Annotated in this window: 22 protein-coding genes, 2 tRNA genes, 1 rRNA gene and 1 other RNA gene; 24 read left to right on the plus strand and 2 right to left on the minus strand. The window is 53.3% G+C overall.

Going from position 1 to position 24,438, the window contains the following annotated elements; all coding sequences use genetic code 11:
• Positions 1-21: 21 nt before the first annotated feature.
• The 8 genes from JQC72_RS12275 to tsaA all read left to right on the plus strand — a co-directional run bounded on the left by JQC72_RS12275 (position 22) and on the right by tsaA (position 6,517).
• A complete protein-coding gene (locus JQC72_RS12275; RefSeq protein WP_205496090.1) occupies positions 22-612 on the plus strand; it encodes an SDR family oxidoreductase in 591 nt (196 codons plus the stop codon).
• Positions 613-650: 38 nt separating this feature from the next.
• Positions 651-1,640: an aldo/keto reductase gene (locus JQC72_RS12280; protein WP_205496477.1), complete on the plus strand. Its 990-nt coding sequence runs from the start codon at positions 651-653 to the stop codon at positions 1,638-1,640.
• A 174-nt stretch (positions 1,641-1,814) separates the two neighbouring features.
• Positions 1,815-2,090 (plus strand): hypothetical protein, encoded by a 276-nt coding sequence (locus tag JQC72_RS12285; RefSeq protein WP_205496092.1) that lies wholly within the window; start codon positions 1,815-1,817, stop codon positions 2,088-2,090.
• A 229-nt stretch (positions 2,091-2,319) separates the two neighbouring features.
• Entirely contained in the window at positions 2,320-3,867 is a 1,548-nt protein-coding gene (gene zwf, locus JQC72_RS12290; protein WP_205496094.1) for a glucose-6-phosphate dehydrogenase, read from the plus strand.
• A 36-nt stretch (positions 3,868-3,903) separates the two neighbouring features.
• The gene (locus JQC72_RS12295) at positions 3,904-4,536 is read left to right on the plus strand and encodes a cyclase family protein (RefSeq protein WP_205496095.1); all 633 of its coding nucleotides are present in this window, start codon (positions 3,904-3,906) and stop codon (positions 4,534-4,536) included.
• A gap of 358 nt (positions 4,537-4,894) precedes the next feature.
• A complete protein-coding gene (locus JQC72_RS12300; protein ID WP_205496096.1) occupies positions 4,895-5,362 on the plus strand; it encodes a cysteine dioxygenase in 468 nt (155 codons plus the stop codon).
• Between the two features lie 151 nt (positions 5,363-5,513).
• Positions 5,514-6,071: a hypothetical protein gene (locus tag JQC72_RS12305; RefSeq protein WP_205496097.1), complete on the plus strand. Its 558-nt coding sequence runs from the start codon at positions 5,514-5,516 to the stop codon at positions 6,069-6,071.
• Positions 6,068-6,517 carry a tRNA (N6-threonylcarbamoyladenosine(37)-N6)-methyltransferase TrmO gene (gene tsaA / locus JQC72_RS12310; RefSeq protein ID WP_205496098.1) on the plus strand — a complete coding sequence of 150 codons (450 nt, stop codon included), beginning with the start codon at positions 6,068-6,070 and terminating at the stop codon, positions 6,515-6,517. Before JQC72_RS12305 ends, tsaA begins: the two co-directional genes overlap by 4 nt.
• Positions 6,518-6,759: 242 nt before the next feature.
• Here tsaA and clpP read toward each other — a convergent pair whose 3' ends face one another.
• Together clpP and JQC72_RS12320 are read right to left on the minus strand one after the other, a co-directional pair.
• Positions 6,760-7,353 carry an ATP-dependent Clp endopeptidase proteolytic subunit ClpP gene (gene clpP, locus JQC72_RS12315; RefSeq protein ID WP_205496099.1) on the minus strand — a complete coding sequence of 198 codons (594 nt, stop codon included), beginning with the start codon at positions 7,351-7,353 and terminating at the stop codon, positions 6,760-6,762.
• 133 nt (positions 7,354-7,486) lie between these two features.
• Positions 7,487-7,561: transfer RNA gene (locus JQC72_RS12320), tRNA-Arg, on the minus strand.
• A gap of 312 nt (positions 7,562-7,873) precedes the next feature.
• Between JQC72_RS12320 and rpoN the strand changes: the two genes are divergently transcribed.
• The 16 genes from rpoN to JQC72_RS12400 all read left to right on the plus strand — a co-directional run bounded on the left by rpoN (position 7,874) and on the right by JQC72_RS12400 (position 24,425).
• A complete protein-coding gene (rpoN, locus tag JQC72_RS12325; protein WP_302104826.1) occupies positions 7,874-9,262 on the plus strand; it encodes an RNA polymerase factor sigma-54 in 1,389 nt (462 codons plus the stop codon).
• Between the two features lie 143 nt (positions 9,263-9,405).
• A complete protein-coding gene (locus tag JQC72_RS12330; protein WP_205496100.1) occupies positions 9,406-10,488 on the plus strand; it encodes a sugar-binding transcriptional regulator in 1,083 nt (360 codons plus the stop codon).
• Between the two features lie 11 nt (positions 10,489-10,499).
• Positions 10,500-11,510, plus strand: coding sequence for an ArsJ-associated glyceraldehyde-3-phosphate dehydrogenase (locus JQC72_RS12335; protein WP_205496101.1), 1,011 nt, complete (start codon positions 10,500-10,502; stop codon positions 11,508-11,510).
• A gap of 85 nt (positions 11,511-11,595) precedes the next feature.
• Positions 11,596-12,780, plus strand: a complete 1,185-nt coding sequence (locus JQC72_RS12340) for a phosphoglycerate kinase (protein WP_205496103.1) — start codon at positions 11,596-11,598, stop codon at positions 12,778-12,780.
• Between the two features lie 197 nt (positions 12,781-12,977).
• Positions 12,978-13,745 carry a triose-phosphate isomerase gene (tpiA, locus tag JQC72_RS12345; protein ID WP_205496104.1) on the plus strand — a complete coding sequence of 256 codons (768 nt, stop codon included), beginning with the start codon at positions 12,978-12,980 and terminating at the stop codon, positions 13,743-13,745.
• Complete coding sequence (gene gpmI / locus JQC72_RS12350) at positions 13,742-15,280, plus strand: 2,3-bisphosphoglycerate-independent phosphoglycerate mutase (RefSeq protein ID WP_205496105.1); 1,539 nt, start codon at positions 13,742-13,744, stop codon at positions 15,278-15,280. The genes tpiA and gpmI overlap by 4 nt, the downstream gene beginning before the upstream one ends.
• 35 nt (positions 15,281-15,315) lie before the next feature.
• Positions 15,316-16,602, plus strand: a complete 1,287-nt coding sequence (gene eno / locus JQC72_RS12355) for a phosphopyruvate hydratase (protein ID WP_205496106.1) — start codon at positions 15,316-15,318, stop codon at positions 16,600-16,602.
• Positions 16,603-17,749: 1,147 nt separating this feature from the next.
• Positions 17,750-17,983, plus strand: a complete 234-nt coding sequence (gene secG / locus JQC72_RS12360) for a preprotein translocase subunit SecG (protein ID WP_205496107.1) — start codon at positions 17,750-17,752, stop codon at positions 17,981-17,983.
• Positions 17,984-18,090: 107 nt separating this feature from the next.
• A complete protein-coding gene (locus JQC72_RS12365) occupies positions 18,091-18,816 on the plus strand; it encodes an alpha/beta hydrolase (RefSeq protein WP_205496108.1) in 726 nt (241 codons plus the stop codon).
• Between the two features lie 44 nt (positions 18,817-18,860).
• Positions 18,861-18,977, plus strand: a 5S ribosomal RNA gene (gene rrf, locus JQC72_RS12370).
• Between the two features lie 213 nt (positions 18,978-19,190).
• Positions 19,191-19,562 (plus strand): YhjD family protein, encoded by a 372-nt coding sequence (locus JQC72_RS12375; protein WP_205496110.1) that lies wholly within the window; start codon positions 19,191-19,193, stop codon positions 19,560-19,562.
• A gap of 323 nt (positions 19,563-19,885) precedes the next feature.
• Positions 19,886-20,665 (plus strand): alpha/beta hydrolase, encoded by a 780-nt coding sequence (locus JQC72_RS12380; protein ID WP_205496111.1) that lies wholly within the window; start codon positions 19,886-19,888, stop codon positions 20,663-20,665.
• 1 nt (position 20,666) lies between these two features.
• Positions 20,667-22,940 carry a ribonuclease R gene (gene rnr, locus JQC72_RS12385; RefSeq protein ID WP_205496113.1) on the plus strand — a complete coding sequence of 758 codons (2,274 nt, stop codon included), beginning with the start codon at positions 20,667-20,669 and terminating at the stop codon, positions 22,938-22,940.
• A gap of 452 nt (positions 22,941-23,392) precedes the next feature.
• A complete protein-coding gene (gene smpB / locus JQC72_RS12390; protein ID WP_205496119.1) occupies positions 23,393-23,860 on the plus strand; it encodes an SsrA-binding protein SmpB in 468 nt (155 codons plus the stop codon).
• A 120-nt stretch (positions 23,861-23,980) separates the two neighbouring features.
• Positions 23,981-24,340: a transfer-messenger RNA gene (gene ssrA / locus JQC72_RS12395) on the plus strand.
• 9 nt (positions 24,341-24,349) lie between these two features.
• Positions 24,350-24,425: transfer RNA gene (locus JQC72_RS12400), tRNA-Thr, on the plus strand.
• The last annotated feature ends 13 nt before the right edge of the window (positions 24,426-24,438 follow it).

Genomic DNA, 24,438 nt, shown 5'->3' on the forward strand with positions numbered 1-24,438 from the left:
GAAGTAAAGGGAGTTTTGAAGTTGAGTAATGTTTTGATTCTGGGTGCAAACGGGTCAATTGCTCGTCATGCGATTGATTTATTCCTAAACGAAACTGATGCTCAGTTGACACTTTACTTGCGTAATTCGCACAGACTCAGAAATATTAATTCAAACCGCGTTCGAATCATCGAAGGCGATGTTTTGGATATTGAAAAATTAAAAGAAGCCATGATTGGACAGGATGTTGTCTATGCCAATCTGGCTGGCGATCTGGAGCGCATGGCAAAAAACATTGTGGAGGCTATGAATGCAATTGGCGTGAAACGTCTCATCTTTATCAGTTCAATGGGAATTTATGATGAAGTCCCAGGAGAGAAATATGGAAGCATATTAGATCCATATCGAAAGTCAGCTGCCATCATTGAAGCCTCAGACCTCGACTATACGATTTTGAGACCCGCATGGTTGACCGATAAAGATGAAATTGACTATGAGACAACGCAGAAAGGCGAACCGTTCAAAGGTTCGGTCGTATCGCGTGAGAGTGTTGCACATTTGGTTGTGAAATTAGCTACATCGCCGGAATTGGAAGTTCGTCGAAGCTTGGGCGTAAACAAACCTGTACGTTAGATCTTTGCAAAAGGCTGCTATTGAAGGGAAGATAAATGATGCAAAAGCGTAAATTAGGAAAAAGTGGCCTGGAAGTTTCCGCGATCGGGCTTGGTTGTATGGGAATGAGCTACGGTTATGGTCCGGCTCCGGAAAAGAAGGAGATGATCTCATTAATTCAAGCCGCTGTTGAACGTGGTGTTACATTCTTTGACACCGCCGAAGTATACGGGCCATATGTGAATGAGGAGTTGGTAGGTGAGGCACTTGCCCCATTCAAGGGGGAAGTGGTGATTGCCACTAAATTTGGTATTAAAATGGTAAATGGCAAGCAGGTGCTTGACAGCAAGCCGGAGCATATTAGGCAATCAGTCGAAGGCTCGCTCAAACGCCTTAAAGTCGAAGCCATTGACCTATACTATCAGCATCGAGTTGACCCAAATGTGCCGATCGAGGAAGTGGCCGGAGTAATACAAGACCTGATCAAGGAAGGTAAGGTTAAGCATTGGGGGCTTTCTGAAGCAGGGGTGGAAACGATTCGCCGCGCACATTCGGTTCAGCCACTCGCTGCAGTCCAGAGCGAATACTCACTATGGTGGAGAAGTCCTGAAGAAGAACTGCTCCCTACGCTAGAGGAACTCGGTATCGGTTTCGTTCCGTTCAGCCCGCTGGGCAAGGGATTCCTTACAGGAAAAATTGATAAGAATACAACATTCGCTGACTCCGACTTCCGTAGCATTGTTCCTCGCTTCAAACCGGAGAATCTCGAAGCAAATCAGGTTTTGGTTGAACTGATAAAGAAGGTTGCTGCAAGGAAAAACGCAACGCCGGCTCAAATCGCACTCGCATGGGTGCTTGCCCAGAAGCCATGGATTGTTCCGATTCCCGGCACGCGCAAATTGGAGCGCCTGGAAGAAAATCTTGGCGCAGTTGACGTTGAGCTGACCCTTGAAGAACTAAGTGATTTAAACGACGCGCTCTCGAAGATCGAGATTTTGGGAGATCGCTATCCGGCAGGTTCAGAATACGCAAATAGAGTAGGCAAATAACGGGTATCTCTGATAAAAGATGGGTTGGCCAATTTTAATTGGTTAACTCATCTTTTGTTTCCTGGGATCGTGCCTCCTGGCAATCAGTGCCGTTAATGAATTGACAACCCGTTTGGAATCGAAAAGGCACCTCAGAATGATATTGGTGTACCATTTTGGGCACACTGAGGTTTCATGAACATTGCGATCTATATGTTCATTAATAAACATATGTTGTTTCCGCGTTACCTATGGGGTGCTACCGCCGAGGAAGCGAAAGCCTGTGCGGAGAAATTCGGTCAAACGATCAAGCTCCTTCCGACGTACGGTCATCATTTGCCGCCAGATCTCCAACACAATGTTCTGCAGCTGATGACGGTTGCCATCATCGTTGTCATGTTCGTGTTGATGGGAAAATGGGGACGGTTCGGATCAAATGGTGAGAAAACAAAACACCGTTACGTCGAGTAGGATATGAAACCGAAAAAGAACGGGCTCCATCACGCTTGCATTGCATCAGCGTCGATGGCGCTTTTTTATATCGGCACCGGATAAAAAACCGAAAAAGAGTTGCCAAAATGAACAAGGAAAACGAAAATGGAAAAGAAAGATGATTTGCCCGCAGAGATCGGGTAAAGATAAAGGGAGGAATTCTCCCGGAAAAAATGAATTGAAGAATGCAAGATAGGAGTGGAATGGCATGCCTTCCCATCAACCCCAGGTGGAACCGTTTGTGATGGTGATATTCGGAGGAACGGGGGATCTTGCCAGACGCAAGCTATTTCCGGCTTTATACGGCCTTTTCCGTGATAAAAAGCTTCATGAACGATTCGCGGTGATCGGCGTAGGCCGCAGACCGATAACGATGGACGATTTTCGCGACACGGTGCGGAAGGCGATTGATGAGCATTCCCGTTTGGCACGGGAAGAAGCGGGTTGGGCCGATTTTGTGGCTCGTTTTTACTATCAGTCGCTCAATGTGAAGGATGTTTCTTCCTATGCCCAACTTGGCGCATTGATGGAGCGGTTGGAAGATGAATGGAATTTGCCTGGCAATCGGTTGTTTTACCTGGCCATGGCTCCCGATCTGTTCGGCACCGTGTCCACGAACCTGAAAGCGTCGGGATTGACGGAGACAGCCGGATGGAAGCGACTGATCATCGAGAAACCGTTCGGTCACGATTATGAGTCGGCCAAAGAATTGAACGATCAGATCCGGCAAACTTTTGCCGAGGAGGAAATCTACCGGATCGATCACTATTTGGGCAAGGAAATGATCCAAAACATCGAAGTGATCCGCTTTGCCAATACCTTGTTTGAGCCGTTGTGGAACAACCGCTACATCGACAACATCCAGATTACCGCCAGTGAGACGGTCGGCGTGGAAGAACGCGCCGCCTATTACGACAAGGCGGGAGCGCTCAGGGACATGGTACAAAACCATATTCTCCAGATGATCATGATGGTGGCGATGGAGCCGCCCAGCCGGCTGGTACCGGAAGCGATTCATGCCGAGAAAGTGAAAGTGCTTCGTTCCTTGCGCCGTCTGACGGAAGACGAAGTGAATCAATACATGGTTCGCGGGCAGTATCAGGCGGGAGTCTTGGACGGACGCCCGGTACCTGGTTACCGGGAGGAGGAGAACGTTGATCCTCATTCGCTTACCGAAACGTTTGTGGCCGGGGAGTTGTATGTAGACAATTTCCGATGGTCCGGTGTGCCGTTTTACATCCGCACGGGTAAACGAATGGCGCAAAAATCGACGGAAATTGTCATTCAGTTTAAAGAGATGCCCAAAAACCTGTATTTCAACAAAAATGGCGATCTCGGCCCCAACCTGCTCGTCATCAGCATCAACCCGGTTGAAGGCCTGCATTTTGTGTTGAACGCCAAAAAGCCGGGTGCCGACAACGATGTGGTTCCCATCGCCATGGCGTTTTGCAACGATGGAGGTGGGTCGCCGGAAGCATACGAAAGATTGATCGGTGATGCGATCGAAGGGGATATGACATTTTTCACGCACTGGGATGAAGTGTCACTGTCATGGAAATTCGTTGATCCCATCCGGCGGGCTTGGGATCGTCAAAACGAGTCGACCTTGCATTCGTACCGGGCCGGTACGTGGGGTCCTGATGCGGCGCATCAGCTTTTGAGCAGAAGAGGCACGCGCTGGTGGCCGTCCCGGAATCAGGGCACACTGCCCGTCGTGCAAGGGAATCAAGCCATCGAAATGATCACGGGAAAATAACCGATGGATTCCGAAGATGACATGGGGGAGGTCTTTATGTACAAGGTATACGACGTGTCCGCGCCGATTTATGAAGGAATGCCCGTTTACAAAAACAAACCGGAGAAACAACCGAAAATCCGTGTCGTCCAAGATTTTGATACCGGCAAAGTGAGGGAGTCCCGCATTGATTTGGACGCACACACCGGAACGCATGTCGATTCACCGTTGCATATGGTTCCGGAAGGCGGCACGATGAAAACCATTCCGTTGGATCGTTTGGTCGGACCTTGTCGGGTGTTGAATCTGACGCACGTGGAAGGCGGCATCACGCGCGAGCATCTGAAGCCCTTCGGTATTCGGCAGAATGAGTTCGTCCTGTTCAAAACGCGCAACTCCCTGGAGGATGCCTTCAACTTTGAATTTATTTTTCTGGCCGAAGACGGTGCACGTTATTTGGCTGAAATCGGTGTTCGCGGTGTCGGGATCGATGCCCTCGGGGTCGAACGCAGCCAACCGGGTCATCCCACCCATAAAACGCTGTTTGCGGCCGACATCGTCATTGTTGAAGGTTTGCGGCTCGCTGAAGTGAACGAAGGCGAATACTTCATGGTGGCCGCGCCGATCAAACTGGTCGACACCGAGGCGGCCCCCGCCAGGGTTTTGCTGTTGGAAGGTTTGTCGTGGTGAAAAAGGAAAAGGGTACGATTCGCAACATCCCGCATCCCGCGCGGGATGTTTTCTTTTGCAAGCCAGTCCGTTTGTATCTTCCGACAGAAATGAGTCGTACCTTGCAGGCTGATAATGGGGTGTACGATTCGTACCACTGATGATGCACGGAAACCTGATGGATCAAAGTTTGTTAGTCTCCCATTCCCATGCGCTCAATCGGCGCCTTTTTTTCTTTTGAGACTTTCTTTATATTGGCGGAATTTTGCCGATGGGTCGCACTCCGCTTTTGCATACCGCATAAATTGAATCATCTGGATGTAATCTTGAGTACATTACTCAACTTGGTCAAGATTCACGGTGATTTGGGGGAGATACCATGGATTTCGTTTCCTGTTTGCGCAGCTTGCTTCAGAATCTCCATCGTCCTGACGTATGGCGTCTTCGTCAAGCGGTTGAGCGGTTGGACTGCACACGGGAACGGATTGCACCGTTGGTCACGCAACCTCGGCCGCCTTTGCGCTACGGGAGGAATGTCGTTTTCCGATCGGATCGCTTCGAAGCGATCGTGATCCATCTGCCTTCCGGGACGGAAACCCCGATTCACGATCACGGAAATTCCATCGGTTGTATCCGCGTGGTGGCGGGGACGTTGGAGAATAAGGTGTTTACATTGTCTCCCCATCATTCCCAACCAGCGTTGTCTTCAACCGGACGTCATCAAGCGGGGGAATATGTATTGATCGGACATGGATTGATTCATGCCATGCGCAACGCGGGAGAGGAACCGATGATTTCATTTCACGTGTATACCCCGCCGTTGGAAAATACAAAGCAGTATTCATGATTGGATGCGTCCGGCCTGATTCCCGTCTCACGCATGCCCCCACGCTTGAATTCTCCACGTGCTGATGTCAAGCGGTGATTTTCCTTATATCCCAAAGTAAAATAGGAATAATCGCAGGATTGCCAATCGATATCGCAAAGAGGTGGATGAGGTGGGGGAACCAGTCATGCAGGAACATGCCGTCAAAAAAACGCGTTGGCCACTGTGGATTGGGGTGGCCGTTTTAACCGTTGCCTTACTGATCGCTCTGGGGGTTGCGGTAAATGGATTGATCAGCGGCGTAACCTCGTTTTTGGAGATGGAGCCGGGAGTGAAACTGGCCAACGAGGTGGATGCCCGGACACTGCAGACCCTGCGGCAGCGTCACCTGTTGCAACAGGGAGAAGAGTTGATTGCGTATTATGATCGGTCACTGGATATGGACGGTTCGGAAATCGCCCTGCTGACCTCCAACCGTCTGGTGTATGACAAACGTGGACGGATCACTTCAGTACCTCTCGGGGAGATCCAGGATATCACTTTCGGCCAATATTCGGATATCGACGGCAAATGGCAACGCATCGAAGTAAAATACCGGGATTTTCACCGTATGAAGGTCGAATTCGCGCCGTTGGAAGGCGGGGATGTGTTTTACCGGGCATTGAAGGACGTGTGGCAGGCGAAAAGGAAGCAACCGGCATCGGATGGAAAGGGAGGGCACGGACAATGAGTTGGAACCCGATCGGCGTGGTCCGCTCCCCGATCAGTGAAGCCATGGACGAGAACTGGGGAGGCGTGGAGTCGGACATCGAGCTGTTCTCCCCATATGATCGTGGATTGAAAGGATTGGAGGAATTCTCTCATCTGTTGGTGGTATTTTGGCTTCACCAAGCCGACTTTCATCCCGAACGGGACTTGATTCGCCGTCCGCAGGGAAGAGCGGACATGCCGGATACGGGTATTTTTGCCCAGCGGGCCAAACATCGGCCCAATCCGATCGGGATCACCGCGGTCTCCATCCTGGAAGTGGGAGAAAACCGTGTTCGGGTGCGCGGGTTGGATGCGATCGACGGGACGCCGGTGCTGGATCTGAAACCGTACGTACCCGCTTTCGATCAGGTGGCGTGCGCACGCATACCGGCGTGGTTGGATCAGTTGATGAAGACGTACTTTTGAAAAATGCGGTCAATGGAACAAACGGCCGACCATGGCCAGCAGCATCACCAGGGCGACAATCATGCATAACCAGAATAATCTGCGTTCGTGTCGATCCCATTGGCTTTTCATGATGACCTCCAGTCCATATCGTTCCCTATTATTTTGTGCAAAAAAGAAAAAAGAAAAGCCTCCCGCAGGAGGTCTCAAAAGAAAAGGTGGTTTTCTGTGGGTGAGAGGCCGAACACGATTGATGGATTTCGTCATTTTGCGGAAGGCAAACTGGTGATCACGTGGTCGATCAGTCCGTATTCCTTCGCTTCCTCTGCCGTCATGAAGTAATCGCGGTCCGTGTCCTGTTCGATTTTTTCCAGGGGTTGTCCGGTACGTTCCGCCAGAATCTGATTGATTCGATCCCGCATTTTCAAAATGCGTTTGGCGCGGATTTCAATATCAGTCGCTTGCCCTTCGGCTCCGCCCAGTGGTTGGTGAATCATCACTTCGCTGTTGGGCAAGGCATACCGCTTTCCTTTGGTGCCTGCCGCCAGCAGGAATGCCCCCATTGAAGCGGCCATCCCGATGCAGATCGTTTGGATGTCCGCTTTCACATACTGCATGGTGTCGTAAATGGCCATGCCGGCAGTGATGGAACCACCCGGCGAGTTGATGTACAAATGGATATCCTTATCCGGATCTTCGGCATCCAGGAACAACAGCTGGGCAACGACCAAGTTGGCCACTGCGTCATTGATCGGGCTGCCCAGAAAGATAATCCGGTCTTTCAACAGACGGGAGTAGATATCGTAGGAACGTTCACCGCGGTTGGTTTGCTCAACAACAATCGGAATCAGGTTCATCCGTTGCTTCCTCCCTCGTCGGTTTGTTTCTCATTTCCATCATACTCCAAAGATCGGTAAAGGTCAATAAAGGTCAAACGCTTCTGTTCGCGAACATAAAGAAAAAAGCAGCCGCATTCGGCTGCTTTTGGTTTGGCGCGCCTACCAGGATTCGAACCTGGGCACCTGGTTCCGGAGACCAGCGCTCTATCCCCTGAGCTATAGGCGCATATGCGAATTCATCGAGTGACAGCATTCATTATATCGCAGAGTGTCAAATTTGACAAGTCCCCCGGATGATTTCGCAATTTTCCAGCCTCAGCGGTGAATTTGTTTATTTCTCCATCTTTATTGAAAAAACGCAACCACCTCACGATATGTTACAATAAAAGCAGAAAATAATCGACACACATCGTGGGACGTGACTGATGAATCCATGAGCTTGGAAGACGGTATCAATAAAGACCAGGCACTCCAGGACGGATTCGACATCAAGATGTCGGTGTGTGGCATATGATGTAAAACGCGGAGGTGAGAATGAATGGCGCTGTCCATGGGTTACGGTTTGGTGCAGGAACAACGCATGAAATTGACGATGACGCCGGAGTTGCGCCAAGCGATTCAGATTCTGCAATACTCCGCGACGGACCTATTACATTATATCCAGGAACAACTGATTGAAAACCCGGTATTGGAAATCGACGAAACAGCAGAACGCCATGACGCGGGAAAAAACGAATGGAACGTACAGGACCTGCGTGCATGGGCACTGTATCTGAAACCGCATACAGGAAATGGGGAGCGTGAGGTGAGGGGAAATGAAACGGACCCGATCGCCCGAGTTGCCTCCCCGGAACAAACGCTGACCGAGATGCTGGAAACGCAGCTGCGGTATTTGGCGCTGTCACCGATGGAGCGGAAAGTGTGTACCTATTTGGTCGGCAATTTGGATGAAAAAGGGTACCTTGATGTATCTCCTGATTTTGTATGTAAGCGCTTTAATATCGATGAAAACACGATGGAAGCTTGTTTGCGGGTGATTCATTCGCTTGATCCCGCCGGGGTCGGAGCGCGTTCGTTGGCCGAGTGCCTGCGTATTCAACTGGAACGGGACGAAAAACCGGATCCCATCGCGTTGAAAATTGTCGATACGCACCTGCGGGATTTGGCGGAAGGTCGGATGAAAAAAATTGCACGCGCCCTCGACTGCGACGTAGCCGTAATCCAGCGTGCGGTAGACCGCATCAAACGGTGCAATCCCAGGCCCGGATCGGCTTATCATGCCGGAGAACCGCGCTATGTGGTTCCGGATGTCGTCGTTGAGCGGGTGGAAAATGAATATGTCGTGCTGGTCAATGACGGGTATGTGCCAAGGTTGACCGTAAGCAGACATTACGAACAATTGCTTTACCAAGAAGATGACCGGAGCCGGCAGGCGACCCGTTACCTGAAAAATTGGTTTCAATCGGCGATGTGGTTGGTCAAAAGTATCGAACAGCGCCGGCATACATTGCTGCGGGTCAGCAGTGTCATCGTCGACAAACAACGCGAATTTCTCGATCGGGGTCTGGATTATCTCAAACCGCTCACCCTGAAGGAGATTGCGGACGAGCTGGGAATTCACGAGTCCACTGTAAGTCGGGCGACCCAGCACAAATACATGCAGACACCACGGGGATGTTTTCCGTTTCGGTTTTTCTTTCCATCCGGCCTTTCCACCGATGCGGGAGGGAATACTTCTGCGGAAAGCGTGAAAAATAAAATTGAACGGTTGATTGCACAGGAAGATAAACGTCAGCCGTTGTCCGATCAGAAAATCGCTGACCTTTTGAAGGCGGAAGGATTGCGGATCTCGAGGAGGACGGTCGCGAAATACAGAGAAGAGATGGGGATATTGTCGTCCACCCTTCGGAAACGATACGAAAATTAAGGAAAATAGGCTGTTTCGCCTTGCCAATCCAGGGTCGTTTCGATACAATAGAGATGCAACGGGCTGAAACCGGCCATGCTCTTTTTTTGCCGCATATGGGACGCATTTTGCTACGAGGGACAAAAAATGTCCCAGGTGAGAAGATGAACCAACTGTTGCGGTTGCAAAAACAATTGTTGCCCGATCTGCTGGAAGTCATGCGGAAACGGTACGAAATCATGCGCCACATTCAGTTGATGCAGCCGGTCGGACGCCGTTCGTTGGCGGGCGCGTTGGATTCCACTGAGCGGATCCTGCGCTCCGAAGTGGACTTTTTACGAACGCAGGGATTGGTGCGCGTCGATTCGGTCGGCATGAGCCTGACGGAGCGGGGAACGGATTTGTTGTCCGAGATGGAGCCGCTCATCAAAGATTTGTTTGGACTCACCGATTTGGAAGTGCGCCTGGCGCGACGGCTCGGCCTGAAGAAGGTGATCATCGTGCCGGGAGACGCGGACCAATCCGACTGGGTCAAAAAAGAAATGGGGCGCTCCGGTGCCCGTCTGTTGCGCCAGATGGCCCGGCCTGATCAAGTGGTAGCCGTTACCGGCGGGACGACGGTTGCGGCGGTGGCGGAGATGATGACGCCGACCCCGAGCCTGAAGTCTGCCATGTTCGTCCCGGCGCGCGGCGGGTTGGGTGAGGCGGTCGAGTTGGAAGCCAACTACATCGCTTCCCTGATGGCGAAAAAAACGGGCGGGGATTACCGGCTGATGCATGTGCCCGACCAGTTAAGCGATGAAGCGCGAGAGATGTTGCTCCGAGAGCCGCATATCCAGGAAGTGATGGAGCTCTTGCGCGAAGCGCGAATTGTTATACATGGCATCGGAGAAGCGACGAAAATGGCGATCCGCAGGAAATCATCTCCTGATGAAGTGGCGCATATCCAGCACAGCGGTGCTGTGGGGGAAGCTTTCGGTTACTACTTCAACCCGAACGGGGAAATTGTATCCCGGGTACGCACGGTCGGTCTTCAGCTGGATGATATGGGCGGGATCGAATCGATCATCGCCATTGCGGGTGGCAGGAGCAAAGCACAAGCGATTGCGGCTGTGTGCCCGGCTGTGGGCAATGACGTCCTGATTACGGATGAAGCTGCCGCGCGTGCCATTCTGGAAGAAACCGAAGAGAGTGGAGAGGAACCATCCAACCAGAACGGTTCCTTTCATAAACAACACCAAGCATAGGAGGGTTATCCATGGCTAAAACAAAAATTGCAATCAACGGTTTCGGACGCATCGGACGGGCAGTGTTCCGGAATGCGCTGAATCATCCGGAGTTGGAAGTGGTGGCGGTCAACGACTTGACCGATGCCAAAACGCTCGCACACTTGCTGAAATATGACTCGGTTCACGGTAAAATGGACGCTTCCGTCGAAGTGACTGACGAAGGATTCGTGGTGGATGGCAAAACCGTACGCGTGATCGCTGAGCGTGATCCGGCGCAACTGCCGTGGGGCGAACTGGGTGTTGATCTCGTCGTTGAATCGACCGGCCGTTTCACCAAACGGGACGATGCGGCCAAACACCTGGAAGCCGGCGCGAAAAAGGTGATCATCTCCGCTCCGGCAAAAAACGAAGACCTGACCGTGGTGATGGGCGTCAATGAGGACAAATACGATCCGTCCGCCCATCAAGTGATTTCCAACGCTTCGTGCACGACCAACTGCTTGGCACCCGTGGTCAAAGTACTGCATGAGCAGTTCGGCGTTCGTCGCGGCCTGATGACGACTGTGCACGCCTACACCAACGACCAACAAATTCTGGATCTGCCGCACAAAGACTTGCGCCGTGCACGTGCAGCGGGTATGTCGATCATCCCGACGACGACCGGTGCCGCTGTGGCCGTGGCCAAAGTATTGCCGGAGCTTGCCGGCAAATTGAACGGTTTCGCAATGCGCGTGCCGACGCCGAACGTTTCCGTGGTGGATTTCGTGGCTGAGTTGGAAAAAGAAGTCACCGCCGAAGAAGTGAATGAAGCCCTGCGTCAAGCGGCTGAAGGCAAACTGAAAGGCATCCTCGGATACTCCGACGAGCCGCTGGTTTCCCGCGACTTCAACGGAGATACCCGTTCTTCGATCGTGGATGCCTTGTCCACCATGGTTCTGGAAGGCAACATGGTGAAAGTGGTCTCCTGGTACGACAACGAGTGGGGCTACTCCAACCGCGTGGTGGACCTGGCTGCGTATATTGCCAAGCGGGGACTCTAAGTCTAGAATATAGGTGGAAATCGGGGAAGAGGAGAGTGGGAGCGGTTTTCTCTCCTCTTTCTCATGCCGAGGAGGATTGGCCCGGATGAACAAAAAGACGATCCGAGACGTGGATGTACGCGGCAAACGCGTGTTTTGTCGAGTGGATTTCAACGTACCGATGGAAGATGGGCGAATTACCGACGATACACGGATTCGGGCGGCATTGCCGACGATCCGTTATTTGACGGAACAAGGAGCGAAAGTGATTCTCGCCAGCCACCTGGGCCGTCCCAAAGGCCGGGTAGTGGAAGAATTGCGCTTGGCGCCGGTAGCGAAACGGCTGGCCGAGTTGTTGGAAAAACCGGTTGATTATGTGAAGGAAACCGTCGGGGAAGAAGCGCAACGTCGGACGGCAGCATTGAACGAAGGCGACGTGCTGCTGTTGGAGAACGTGCGCTTTGAACCGGGTGAAGAGAAAAATGATCCCGAATTGGCCCGCGCGTTTGCAAATCTGGCCGATCTGTACGTCAATGACGCTTTCGGAGCGGCGCACCGGGCGCATGCGTCAACTGCCGGGATCGCCGAACATTTGCCTGCAGTGGCCGGTTTCCTGATGCAAAAAGAGCTGGAAACGCTGGGACGTGCATTGGAAGCGCCTGAGCGACCGTTTACGGCGATCATCGGCGGGGCCAAAGTACGGGACAAAATCGGCGTAATCGAAAACCTGTTGGAAAAAGTGGACAATCTGCTGATTGGCGGCGGTCTGTCCTATACGTTCGTCAAAGCGCAGGGATATGAAATCGGCAAATCCCTGCTCGAGGAGGACAAGCTGGATCTGGCCCGTTCCTTCATGGAGAAGGCAAAAGCCAAAGGAGTGCGCCTCATGCTGCCGGTCGACGTGGTCGTGGCTGATCGATTCGCCCCGGATGCCCGGGCGGAAACGGTGGCCATCGATGCGATTCCGGCAGACATGGAAGCGATGGATATCGGGCCGAAAACGCGGGAACTGTTTGCCGAAGTGGTGAAAAGCTCGCGGCTGGTCATTTGGAACGGTCCGATGGGCGTATTTGAATTCGACCGGTTCGCCCACGGCACCAATGCGGTGGCCCAAGCACTGGTGAATTCCGACGCGCTCACCATCGTCGGCGGAGGCGATTCTGCGGCAGCCATCGAGAAAGCCGGTCTGGCGGATCGCGTGAGCCACGTGTCCACCGGTGGCGGTGCTTCGTTGGAGATGATGGAAGGAAAAGCGCTGCCGGGAGTTGTCGCCTTGGACGACCGGGAATGATGGAAAGTTGCAGGTGGTTGACCCACTGTCGTAAAGTTCTCCCTGGCAGTGATTGATACAAAAGATGGGTGACCATGTTTCGCGAGTGGCCTTGGAATGAAGCGAAACAGGGGCGAGAGGATCATGGTCACCCTGAAAGTACCATTCGCAAGCTGGAGACGACAGCTTCAAGTTGAACCGATAAGGTGGTGTGACTGGTGCGCAAACCCGTAATCGCAGGCAACTGGAAAATGCACAAGACCAGCGCGGAAGCCCTGGCGTTCTTCCGCGCAATGAAAACGGCCAAAGAAACGAAAGGCGTGGAAACCGTGATCTGTGCGCCGTTCACGGCTTTGCCCGCCTTGGTGGAAGCGGCGAAGGACAGCGGCATCGGGATCGGTGCGCAAAACATGCACTGGGAAGAAAAAGGAGCGTTTACGGGTGAAATCAGCCCCGTGATGCTGAAGGACTTGGGGGTGCAGTACGTCATCCTCGGCCATTCGGAACGGCGTTCGTATTTCGCCGAGACGGACGAAACAGTAAACAAAAAAGTGCATGCTGCATTTGCCCATGACTTGATTCCGATTGTTTGCGTCGGTGAAACGCTGGAGGAACGGGAAGCGGGGCAAACGAAACAGGTTGTGGGTCAACAGGTGGAAAAAGCGTTGGCCGGACTCTCGAGCGAACAAGTGAAGCGCGTCATCATCGCTTACGAGCCGGTGTGGGCGATCGGATCGGGCAAGGCGTCCACGGCTGACGACGCGCAGGAAGTGATCGGATTTATCCGCAAGATGGTGGCCAACCAATACGATCAGCAAGTGGCAAACGAAGTGCGCATCCAATATGGCGGCAGCGTCAAACCGGACAATATCGGCGCGTTCCTGGATCAGCCGGACATCGATGGTGCGTTGGTCGGCGGCGCCAGCCTGGAACCGGAATCGTTTGACCGTCTGGTGTCCGCGTCGGTACGGGGGGATCACGCATGAGCCGGCGCAAACCGGTCGCCCTCATCATTTTGGACGGCTTTGCCTTGCGTGACGAAGTGCATGGCAATGCCGTGGCGCAAGCGAACAAGCCCAACTTCGACCGTTACTGGTCCACCTACCCGCATGCGACGCTTCGGGCGAGCGGGGAAGCCGTCGGTCTCCCTGACGGTCAGATGGGCAACTCCGAGGTGGGCCACCTGAATATCGGCGCCGGCCGAATTGTATACCAGGATTTGACGCGGATCACCAAAGCGATTCAAGACGGTTCCTTCTTTGAAAATGACGTGTTGTTGAGCGCTGTTCGCCATGTAAAGGAAAAAGGCACGCAACTGCACCTGTTGGGGCTGCTTTCCGACGGGGGCGTCCATTCCCACATCAACCATCTGTTTGCCCTGCTGGAATTGGCCAAGCGGGAAGGCGTGGACAATGTCGCCGTGCACGCGTTTCTCGACGGGCGCGATGTGGGCCCCGATACCGGTGTCACCTACCTGAAGCAACTGCAGGATGTGATCGCGGAAAAAGGAGTGGGCCGCATCGCTACGGTGCAAGGACGGTATTATGCCATGGATCGGGATAAACGGTGGGATCGGGTGGAGAAATCCTACCGTGCCATGGTGTACGGAGAAGGACCGACCCATACCGATCCGGTGGCTGCGGTGGAGCGGTCGTATCAGGAAGAGATCTACGACGAGTTCGTCGTACCGACCGTGATCACGGACCAAGACGGCAATCCGGTGGCTCGGGTGCAGGACGGCGATGCCATGATCTTCTTCAACTTCCGGCCTGATCGTGCGATCCAGCTGTCGCAGGCGTTCACCCGTGACGACTTCGACGGGTTTGACCGGGGAGAAGGCCGACCGAACGGGTTGCACTATGTGTGCATGACCCATTACAGTGAGACGGTCAATGGCGAAGTCGCCTTCCCCACGCTGGATTTGACGCGGACATTCGGCGAAGTGGTGGCCGATCACGGGTTGAAACAACTGCGGATCGCCGAAACGGAGAAATACCCGCACGTCACCTTCTTCTTCAGCGGTGGACGGGAAGAACCGTTCCCGGGTGAAGACCGGATCCTGATCCATTCGCCCAAAGTGGCCACCTACGACCTGAAGCCGGAGATGAGCGCCTATGAGGTGACCGACTCCTTGGTCAAGGAGATCGAGGCCGGCAAACACGATGCCATCATCCTCAACTTTGCCAACCCGGACATGGTGGGTCACTCGGGCAAATTGGAGCCGACGATCCGCGCGGTGGAAGCCGTGGATGAATGCCTGGGCCGCGTGGTCGAGGCGGTACTGGCCCAAGGCGGTGTGGCCGTCATCACGGCGGACCACGGCAACGCCGACATGGTGCTCACGGCCGACAACAAACCGGTGACATCCCATACCACCAATCCGGTGCCGTTCATCGTCACCGACAAAAACGTGAAACTGCGACAAGAAGGGATTTTGGCGGATATCGCGCCGACCCTGCTGCATCTGTTGGGCATCGAACAACCGGAAGAAATGACCGGGCGCTCGATGATTGAATCATAAAAGCCAATGCAACGATTCAAGGAGGAAGACAAAACATGACGAGAATCGTGGACGTATACGCGCGGGAAGTGCTGGACTCCCGCGGCAATCCGACCGTCGAAGTGGAAGTGGTGCTGGAATCGGGCGATGTGGGCCGTGCGATTGTGCCGTCCGGTGCATCCACCGGTGCTTATGAGGCCGTGGAATTGCGGGATGGGGACAAAGAGCGCTTTCTCGGCAAAGGTGTCCTGAAAGCCGTGCAACACGTGAACGAAATCATCGCTCCCGAGCTGGAAGGTTGGGACGCGACCGACCAAGTGGGCATCGACAAACACCTGATTGAGCTGGACGGTACGCCCAACAAAGGGAAACTGGGTGCCAACGCCATCCTGGGCGTGTCCATGGCCGTGGCGCGTGCAGCCGCGGAAGCGCTGGGCGTTCCGTTGTACAACTATCTGGGCGGATTCAACGCCAAAACCCTGCCCGTTCCGATGATGAACATTCTGAATGGCGGAAAACACGCTGATAACAACGTCGACATTCAGGAGTTCATGATCATGCCGGTGGGAGCGCCCTCCTTCCGTGAAGGTTTGCGCATGGGGGCCGAAATCTTCCACAACCTGAAGGCTGTATTGAAAGAGAAAGGCCTCGCCACTTCCGTCGGGGACGAAGGCGGCTTCGCGCCGAACCTGTCCTCCAACGAGGAAGCATTGCAAACCATCGTGGCCGCGATCGAACGTGCCGGTTACAAACCGGGTGAAGATGTCCTGCTCGCACTCGATGTGGCCGCGACCGAGCTGTACAAAGACGGAAAATATCATTTGGAGGGCGAAGGCGTCACCCGCTCTTCCGAGGAAATGATCGCCTTCTATGAAGAGCTGGTTTCCAAATACCCGGTTGTCTCCATCGAGGACGGCTTGTCCGAAGACGACTGGGATGGTTGGAAACAGCTGACCGAGCGCCTGGGCGGCAAAGTTCAGCTGGTGGGCGACGATCTGTTCGTCACCAACACCGAGCGCCTGTCCCAAGGTATTGAAAAAGGTGTGGGCAACTCCATCCTGATCAAAGTGAACCAAATCGGCACCCTGACTGAAACGTTCGATGCCATCGAAATGGCGAAACGTGCCGGTTACACTGCGGTTATCTCCCACCGTTCCGGCGAGTCGGAAGACACCACCATCGCCGACATCGCCGTGGCGACGGGTGCGGGTCAAATCAAAACGGGAGCACCGTCCCGTACCGACCGCGTGGCCAAATACAATCAGCTCCTGCGCATCGAGGATGAACTGGCCGAAACGGCGCAATATCCGGGTAAAACCGCGTTCTACAACCTGCGCGGATAATCGCTTTGTTTCACCTGCCGCCGGCACTGACGCCGGCGGTTTTTTTGTGCTGATTTATTCGACCAGACAGACTTAAAAAAAGGTGTTCATCAAATTGATCAAGCAGAGCAGGAAAAAGCCAAACAATATTGGACACCGGAACGCAAGAAAAACGCGGAAAAAAACATGCCGGTCATAAAAGGAGAATTGAAAAAGCCGGATCAGCAAAGTCTTGTCCCCAAAGGAAAGCCTCGCCTGGTCCTGCCGATAGCCCCCGATGGTAAGACACTTCCGGTTCCGGAAAACATCCACAAGCTGATCCACCAAGAACAGAGTGATGTGAACCCATGATTGACAACGAAGTATACGTTGATCCTTATCCCCATACTACATATCAAAACTACGTCGACGATCAGACATACCCTTTCCGCGTGGAAAATGGAAAGATTATGTTTGCAGCGCTACGGTGGTTCATGCCGAGAACAGAAGTCTCGTAAGAAACGGCGGACCATTGTCTCCATGAAGGAACCGGTATTGACAAGCCGATGTCACGAAATGTGTTTTTTTCTCCTGCCTGTCAGAATGGCAAGGAACCCTTTGGCGAATGGGCTGCAGTGTATGTGATTCCTCATTATGATTGGATGGTAAACCAAAAATTACGAGCATGACTTCGGCGCTGTCATTTTGGAGCGGAGAATGGTGAGGCGGTACAGGATGTCGTCGGCGGACAAGGAATCATATTCAATATTGCAAGGACTCAACACTGGTTTGGATCGGTTATCCGGGTGAAACACCTTTCGGTTATGATGGGGAAAAGCAGATCGTGACAGCTGCCTCGCGAGCGGTTGATAACGAAGGCAAAGTTACCGGACCCGCTACCATAGGAATCGGTGCTCGTCTGGGTAAGGGATCCAGTTCGCCAGTTGATTTGTAAAAGCCCACTACCCTAAAAGGAAGTTGTCGTTTTCTCACGAGCGACCTTTGAGCTTGTCGAAAGAGGAGCGAAAGGGAAAACGGCGCACCCGGAATTGCGAGTAGAAAAAACCTTTTTTAAGCGTATTCCCACCGGGCGAAAATATCCGGTGTTTTTTTCTCTCGCTTCCCTTTATTGAAAACCCGCGTCTGATATGGTACAGTATCCCCAGTGAGACTCGGGAGGTAGATCGGTTTGGAAATCGCAGCAAAGATTTTGTTGGCGATCGTGAGTATCGCATTGATCATCGTTGTTCTGCTTCAATCCGGAAAAAGCCCGGGCCTCTCCGGTGCGATTGGCGGTGGAGCGGAGCATCTGTTGGGCAAAACGAAAGCGCGCGGCATCGACGCCCTTCTCAACAAAATCACCGTGGTGCTGGCGGTGTTGTTTATCATACTCACGTTGGTGGTCGGATATTTTGTGAAATAAAGCCAAACATGATTCCCATCTACTGCGGGAACGATAGCAATAACAGCTCAACAGCGGGTGTTTCCCGGCTGTTTTTCTTTTGAAGCCGAAAGAAGGAGCGTATGACGGTGGAAGGGTTTTTGCTGATCCATGGTTACGCCGGTACGCCGCATGACGTCCAACCTGTGCTCGATCGTCTGCAGGAGCTGAACTTGCCCGTATCCGCTCCGCTTTTGGCCGGGCATGGCGGAACGCGGAAAGAGATGCGATCGTCTTCATGGCAGGAATGGGTTCAAAGTGCCGAAGAGGCGTTGGTCCAGCTTCTTCGAGAGTGTGATCTCGTTCATCTGGTCGGTTTTTCGATGGGAAGCCTCATCGCCATCGATCTGGCTGTACGGTATCCCGTCGGGAAAATGGTATTGCTCAGCCCGGCCGTCTACTCGGTTAACACGCCGGAAATCGTCCGAGGCATGGCAGATACGTTGAAAAGCCCGTTTGACAAACGCGTTCGGGCCTTGCCGCTCAAAGTTTACTTGAGGCGCACCATGCGCTCTTCGTTTCGCTCCTTCGCTCAGTTTTTCCAACTGGTTGAACACGTTCGACCCAAATTCCCCGAAGTGCGCATTCCCACACTGATCATTCAGGGAGAGCGCGACGATGTGGTCAAACCCAAAGGTGCGATCCATCTCTACCATCAAATCGGTTCAACCGAGAAGAAATTGGTGCTGTTGCCAAAGTCCCGCCACCTGATTTGCCATGATTGCGAAGTGGTGGAGATGATGCGGGAGATTGAGACTTTTTTCGGCCTGCCCTCGCGAAATCCCGAGCCACTGCAAGAACAAGCCTCTGTCTAAAAGGGGGTTGCCAAATCGGCGGCAAGGTTGTACAATCAATCCTGTCTGGTGGTGATAGCGGAGGGGAACCACCCGTTCCCATTCCGAACACGGAAGTTAAGCCCTCCAGCGCCGATGGTACTTGGGGCGGGAGCCCCCGGGAGAGTAGGACGCTGCCAGGCAGAAGAGGCGGTTCGCTGATAGGCGGACCGCCTGTTTTTTTGGATGATCCGGGTCGCGAAAAGGGCTTCACAAAACCCCTGATATCGGTCAGACCAATACCTATCAAACAAAAAATCCCTGTTCTTGGATAAACCCTCTTGCGTTATTTGCTACATGGATTGATATTGGAACCTGTCTTCATTTCATGATGATTGAAAATGGTGGTCAAATTGATGAATGCGGTGCTTGAACGACAACGAGAAGTGAATCCCGAAGAGATTCGGGAGAAAATCAGGCAATGCATCTGTCTGGAGCTGCTCGTCGCTTTGCTGGATGAAGACAAGCTGCTGACCGGACCGATGCATACCGGATGGATTTTTGCGCAGTTTATGGATGCGGTTATCCAAACGATCCGGGATGACCTCGCAGCCATGAAAGAGGATTTGCAGTCCCATGGCGTGGAAATTCTTTCTGTCACGCTGGATGCGTTTGGCCGCACCGTTAAATTTGCGATTGGCGGTCAAGTTTATGAACAGCGTTATCTCAACGAGTCTTTCCGTGAGGAATGTGACGAGTTGCTTCGAATGAGGCTGGGATTGAAATGACGCCGATAAAATTCCCGTTCCCGGTTTGGCAACGGGAATTTGAGGTTTGTCCTCGCTGTGCTTCCCGGTATCGGTGGCGGTACGGAACGAGGTACCGCATCCGCAGGTCGTGGTGGGAACCGCCCCCTGCTTTCTCCCCCTTACTTCCACTCCATACGCCTCCCGGACACACTTTGGTACATTTCATTTCTCGCCCTGAATCAATCCAGCTTTGAGCCGCAATCAGTATATCTGTGTCAGGTTTGCTTGTGGTATCGTAAGGGTATCGAATATCTTCAGCAAGTAAGGGAATGAATGAAATAAGGAAGCGGGAGGTCATCTGAATGAAAATCGTCCGTCGCTCTCCGGACCCGTTTTTTTATGAAGGTGGGGAGATCGGCGTATTGTTGATTCACGGATTCACTGGAACACCGTCTGAACTGCGTCCGATGGGGGAATATCTGAAAGAGCGGGGATACACGGTGTATGCGCCGCTTTTGGCCGGGCACGGCACTTCCCCGGAGGAGATGGCCTGCACGACGTGGGAGGATTGGTGGAACAGCGCGGTGGAAGGATACCGGCGTTTGCGGGAGTCGGGTGTACGTCGCGTATTTGCCGCAGGCTTGTCGATGGGTGGTGCACTGGTGCTGAATCTGGCACGACAATACCCACTCGACGGTTTGATCGCGATGTGCGCGCCCGTTTACCTCAAGGACAAGCGAGTCCACGCCGTCAATCTGATACGCTGGGTGATGCCGTATCAGATCCGGCGCGGCACCAAACCGGCGCACATCGAGGAATACTTGGTTCCCTATGATCGAACGCCGCTCAAATGCGTTGCCAGCCTGCAACGTCTGATTCGCCACGTACGCAACCATCTGCACGAAATCAGGGTGCCGGCACTTGTCGTTCAGGCGGAACTGGATGAAACGGTGGAACCCCGGAGTGCCCGCTACATCTACGAAAAGCTCGGTTCCGCTGTCAAACGTCTGAAATGGTACGACAAGTCGTCCCACATCATCACACTTGACCGGGAACGGGAGAAATTGTTTGCTGATGTGGATGCATTTATCCAGGAAGTGAATGAAGCAATATCCAAAAGAGAGAGAGGAAAGGGGTCTTGATGTGATCGAAGAACAAGAGATTTTGACGTTCATGCGGAAAAAAGCGTATAAACCGCTGACATTCACGGAATTGGTCGAAGCATTTGCGATCGAAGAGGAAGAGATCGAAGCGTTTCGATCCTTGATCGACCGAATGGAACAAGAAGGAAGAATCGTTCAGACGCGGTCCAAACGGTTCGGGGTGCCTGAGCGGTTCAATCTTGTGCGCGGCATTCTGCAGGGACATCCCAAAGGGTTCGGTTTCGTCGTGCAGGACCGGCCCAACGCACCGGACATCTACGTCCATCCCAATGATATGAACGGGGCGATGGATGGCGATACGGTGCTCGTCCGCCTGCAGGGTAAACAAGTACGGGATCTGCGGCCTGAAGGGGAAATCGTCCGTATTTTGAAACGGGGGCGCACTGTCGTGGTGGGAACGTTCACCAGCCCGTCCTCCCACTTCGGGTTTGTCATCCCTGATGACAAACGTTTGCCGACCGACATCTTCATTCCCCCGGAGGCACGAAACGGTGCCAAACAAGGGGACAAAGTGGTCGTCGAGTTGCATCACATTCCCGACAGCCGTTTCACCGCCGAGGGCGTCGTCACGGAAGTGTTGGGGCACAAAGATGATCCGGGTGTCGATATCCTCTCCATCATTCGCAAATACCAACTGCCCGAGGACTTCCCCGAAGAAGTGTTGGCCGAAGCCGAACAAATCCCCACCGAGATCGATCCGGAGGAAATCGAGGGGCGGCGGGATTTGCGCGATCGTACGATGGTTACCATTGATGGAGAAGATGCCAAGGACTTGGACGACGCGGTGTCGGTGGAGCGTCTGCCCAACGGCAACATCCGCCTCGGTGTTCATATTGCCGACGTCAGCTATTATGTGAAGGAAGGGAGTGCGCTGGATCGGGAAGCCTACGCCCGCGGCAACAGCGTCTATCTCGTGGACCGGGTGATTCCCATGTTGCCGCCGCGGCTGTCCAACGGCATCTGCAGTCTCAACCCGCAGGTGGACCGTCTGACACTCACCTGCGATATGGAAATCGACTCGGACGGCAATGTCGTCAGCCACGAAATCTATCCCAGCGTCATTCGTACCGACGAACGGATGACCTACACTGCCGTCAAACGCATTCTGGAGGATGAAGACCCTGAGCTGATCGAGCGTTACGCACCATTGGTGGACGATTTCCGCCTGATGGCTGATCTGGCCCGTACTTTGCGAAAAAAGCGACTCAAACGGGGGGCCATTGATTTCAATTTTACGGAAGCCAAAATCAAGGTCGACGAAAACGGCAAACCGATTGAAATCGTGAAACGGCCGCGTACGATTGCCGAGCAGCTGATCGAGGAATTCATGCTGTGCGCCAACGAAACGGTGGCGGAGCATTTTGCCTGGGCGGATATCCCGTTTTTGTACCGGATTCACGAAAATCCGGATACGGAAAAACTGCAGGCGTTTTACGAGTTTATCACCCATTTCGGCTACAGCGTCAAAGGGCGGGCGGATAAAGTGAAACCCCGTGCGCTCCAGGAGTTGTTGGAGAAAATCAGCGGCAAACCTGAGGAGACGCTGATCAGTACCGTCCTGCTCCGTTCGATGAAGCAGGCGCGTTATGCCGCGGAATGCACGGGGCATTTCGGGTTGGCGGCGACGTTTTACTGTCACTTCACCTCACCGATCCGGCGGTATCCCGATCTGGTCATTCACCGCATCATCCGGGAAGTGTTGGCCAATGGAACGTTGTCCCCTGAGCGGATGAACCAGCTGAAAGGAAAATTGCCGGATATTGCCCAGCAATGCTCGGTTCGCGAGCGTATTGCCGTTGAGGCGGAGCGGGAGACGGACGATCTGAAAAAAGCCGAATTTATGCTGGACAAGATTGGACAGGAATTTGACGGGATCATCAGCGGCGTCACTTCGTTCGGCATATTCGTCGAGTTGGACAACACCGTCGAAGGACTGGTGCACATCAGCTACATGACCGACGACTATTACCATTACGATGAAAATGCCTACTGCCTGATCGGCGAGCGTACAGGGAACATTTTCCGCATCGGAGACCGGGTTCGCGTCCGGGTGGCCGGTGTCAACATCGACGAGCACAAGGTGGACTTCGAGCTGGTGCCGGACTGGGAAGACGGCGGGTTGTTCGAACGAAGCCGCAAACGCAAAAAGCGCAGGAAAGAGACTGGTTCGGAGTCGGGGATGCCCAAGGGCGTAAAGAAAAAGAAAGCAAAAAAAGTTGAAAAAAAGGCGAAAAAGAAAAGGAAGAAGGCGTAAAGCACCAGGTGCGGCCGATCTATTTCAAGTAAACTACTCTTCCCGGTTCGCTTCAAACCAGAGCGATTTGGAACCTGAGGATGGTGGAGGAAATGCCCGGGATGAATTTCCTGTCGCTTTTTCCGGTCTCCACTTCGGGCTCAGATCCAAGCTCAACCGGAAAAAGTTGCCGCCTGATCAAATGGCCGGACACGTGGCAGGCATTCGCAGTTGTGTCTTTGAACATTGTTCCTCGTTAAGTGCCATCAATAAAGCATTTGTCAGACATGATCTGATCTGACAAGGTCACCATTTACCATCTTGACCGGATGACGGAGAAGGCCTCCCCGTCATTCCGGTCGGCTCGGGGGATATTTTGCGCTTCCTGCGATGAAAAAAGAGTTGACGAGACATTCGATTGGTTGTTACAATAACGATTGCAACCTTTTTCATGCGCGCAGGAGGTGAGCACAATGCCGAAAAAAGGCACCAAAGTGATCGCACGCAACAAAAAGGCGACCCACGACTACCACATCGAGGAGACGCTGGAAGCAGGCATTGTCCTCACCGGGACCGAGATCAAGTCGATCCGGCAGGGCCGGGTCAATCTGAAGGACAGCTATGCGCGCATCAAAGACGGGGAAGTATACGTGGTCAACATGCATATCAGTCCCTATGAACAGGGCAATCGTTTTAACCACGAACCCACCCGGGAGCGCAAGTTGCTGCTCCACAAGCAGGAGATCAACAAACTGATCGGGCTTACCCAGCAAAAAGGGTATACCTTGGTACCCCTGGATGTTCATCTGCGCAACGGCTACGCCAAATTGGAACTGGCAGTGGCCAAAGGGAAGAAACTGTACGACAAACGCGCTGCCATCGCCAAACGCGACGCTGAGCGCGAAATTCAGCGCCAGTTGAAGGAACGCATCCGGGGATGAACAAAAAAATTGTTTCGAAATCAAAATTTCCTCTTTACAAAGAGTGAAATCGGTGATAATATAAGTAACTGTCGAGGTCATGATAGCTTGGTCAAAACAGCGCAGACTCGTCGGAATCCTGGGGGCGTTTTGGGATTCGACGGGGATAGATCGAGCGTTAGCTGCGAGCCGAGGGGTTGCGTCCTTCGTTAAAAACGCAAGGCCAAATGTAACTGGCAAACAAGAAAACTACGCTCTGGCTGCTTAATTCCAGCCAGGATCCACTTCGCCATCGCCCGTGTGGTGAAGCTGGGTCTCAACCTCAGCGGGCTAGCTGACCGGAATCGTCACCGGCCGGTTGGCGAAATCCAGGTGACTGGTCCGTAGGAACGCCTGTCACTGGGCAGTCCGACGGACGAGACCGCAATACAGTGACTACGCTCGTAGACGCTGACGCGGCGATATCTTCGGACAGCGGTTCGACTCCGCTCGCCTCCACCAAAAGCATATGCTGATGTAGCTCAGTTGGTAGAGCACTTCACTCGTAATGAAGGGGTCGGGGGTTCGAGTCCCTCCATCAGCACCAAAAAAACCATCCT

This window comes from Polycladomyces zharkentensis, assembly GCF_016938855.1.
Classification (GTDB): domain Bacteria; phylum Bacillota; class Bacilli; order Thermoactinomycetales; family JIR-001; genus Polycladomyces; species Polycladomyces zharkentensis.

Coding starts and splice junctions, on each gene's coding strand:
- JQC72_RS12280 (WP_205496477.1), top strand. CDS start 651: ATGCAAAAGCGTAAATTAGGAAAAAGTGGCCTGGAAGTTTCCGCGATC.
- JQC72_RS12285 (WP_205496092.1), top strand. CDS start 1,815: ATGAACATTGCGATCTATATGTTCATTAATAAACATATGTTGTTTCCG.
- zwf (WP_205496094.1), top strand. CDS start 2,320: ATGCCTTCCCATCAACCCCAGGTGGAACCGTTTGTGATGGTGATATTC.
- JQC72_RS12295 (WP_205496095.1), top strand. CDS start 3,904: ATGTACAAGGTATACGACGTGTCCGCGCCGATTTATGAAGGAATGCCC.
- JQC72_RS12300 (WP_205496096.1), top strand. CDS start 4,895: ATGGATTTCGTTTCCTGTTTGCGCAGCTTGCTTCAGAATCTCCATCGT.
- tsaA (WP_205496098.1), top strand. CDS start 6,068: ATGAGTTGGAACCCGATCGGCGTGGTCCGCTCCCCGATCAGTGAAGCC.
- clpP (WP_205496099.1), bottom strand. CDS start 7,353: ATGAACCTGATTCCGATTGTTGTTGAGCAAACCAACCGCGGTGAACGT.
- rpoN (WP_302104826.1), top strand. CDS start 7,874: ATGGCGCTGTCCATGGGTTACGGTTTGGTGCAGGAACAACGCATGAAA.
- JQC72_RS12330 (WP_205496100.1), top strand. CDS start 9,406: ATGAACCAACTGTTGCGGTTGCAAAAACAATTGTTGCCCGATCTGCTG.
- JQC72_RS12335 (WP_205496101.1), top strand. CDS start 10,500: ATGGCTAAAACAAAAATTGCAATCAACGGTTTCGGACGCATCGGACGG.
- JQC72_RS12340 (WP_205496103.1), top strand. CDS start 11,596: ATGAACAAAAAGACGATCCGAGACGTGGATGTACGCGGCAAACGCGTG.
- gpmI (WP_205496105.1), top strand. CDS start 13,742: ATGAGCCGGCGCAAACCGGTCGCCCTCATCATTTTGGACGGCTTTGCC.
- eno (WP_205496106.1), top strand. CDS start 15,316: ATGACGAGAATCGTGGACGTATACGCGCGGGAAGTGCTGGACTCCCGC.
- JQC72_RS12375 (WP_205496110.1), top strand. CDS start 19,191: ATGAATGCGGTGCTTGAACGACAACGAGAAGTGAATCCCGAAGAGATT.
- JQC72_RS12380 (WP_205496111.1), top strand. CDS start 19,886: ATGAAAATCGTCCGTCGCTCTCCGGACCCGTTTTTTTATGAAGGTGGG.
- smpB (WP_205496119.1), top strand. CDS start 23,393: ATGCCGAAAAAAGGCACCAAAGTGATCGCACGCAACAAAAAGGCGACC.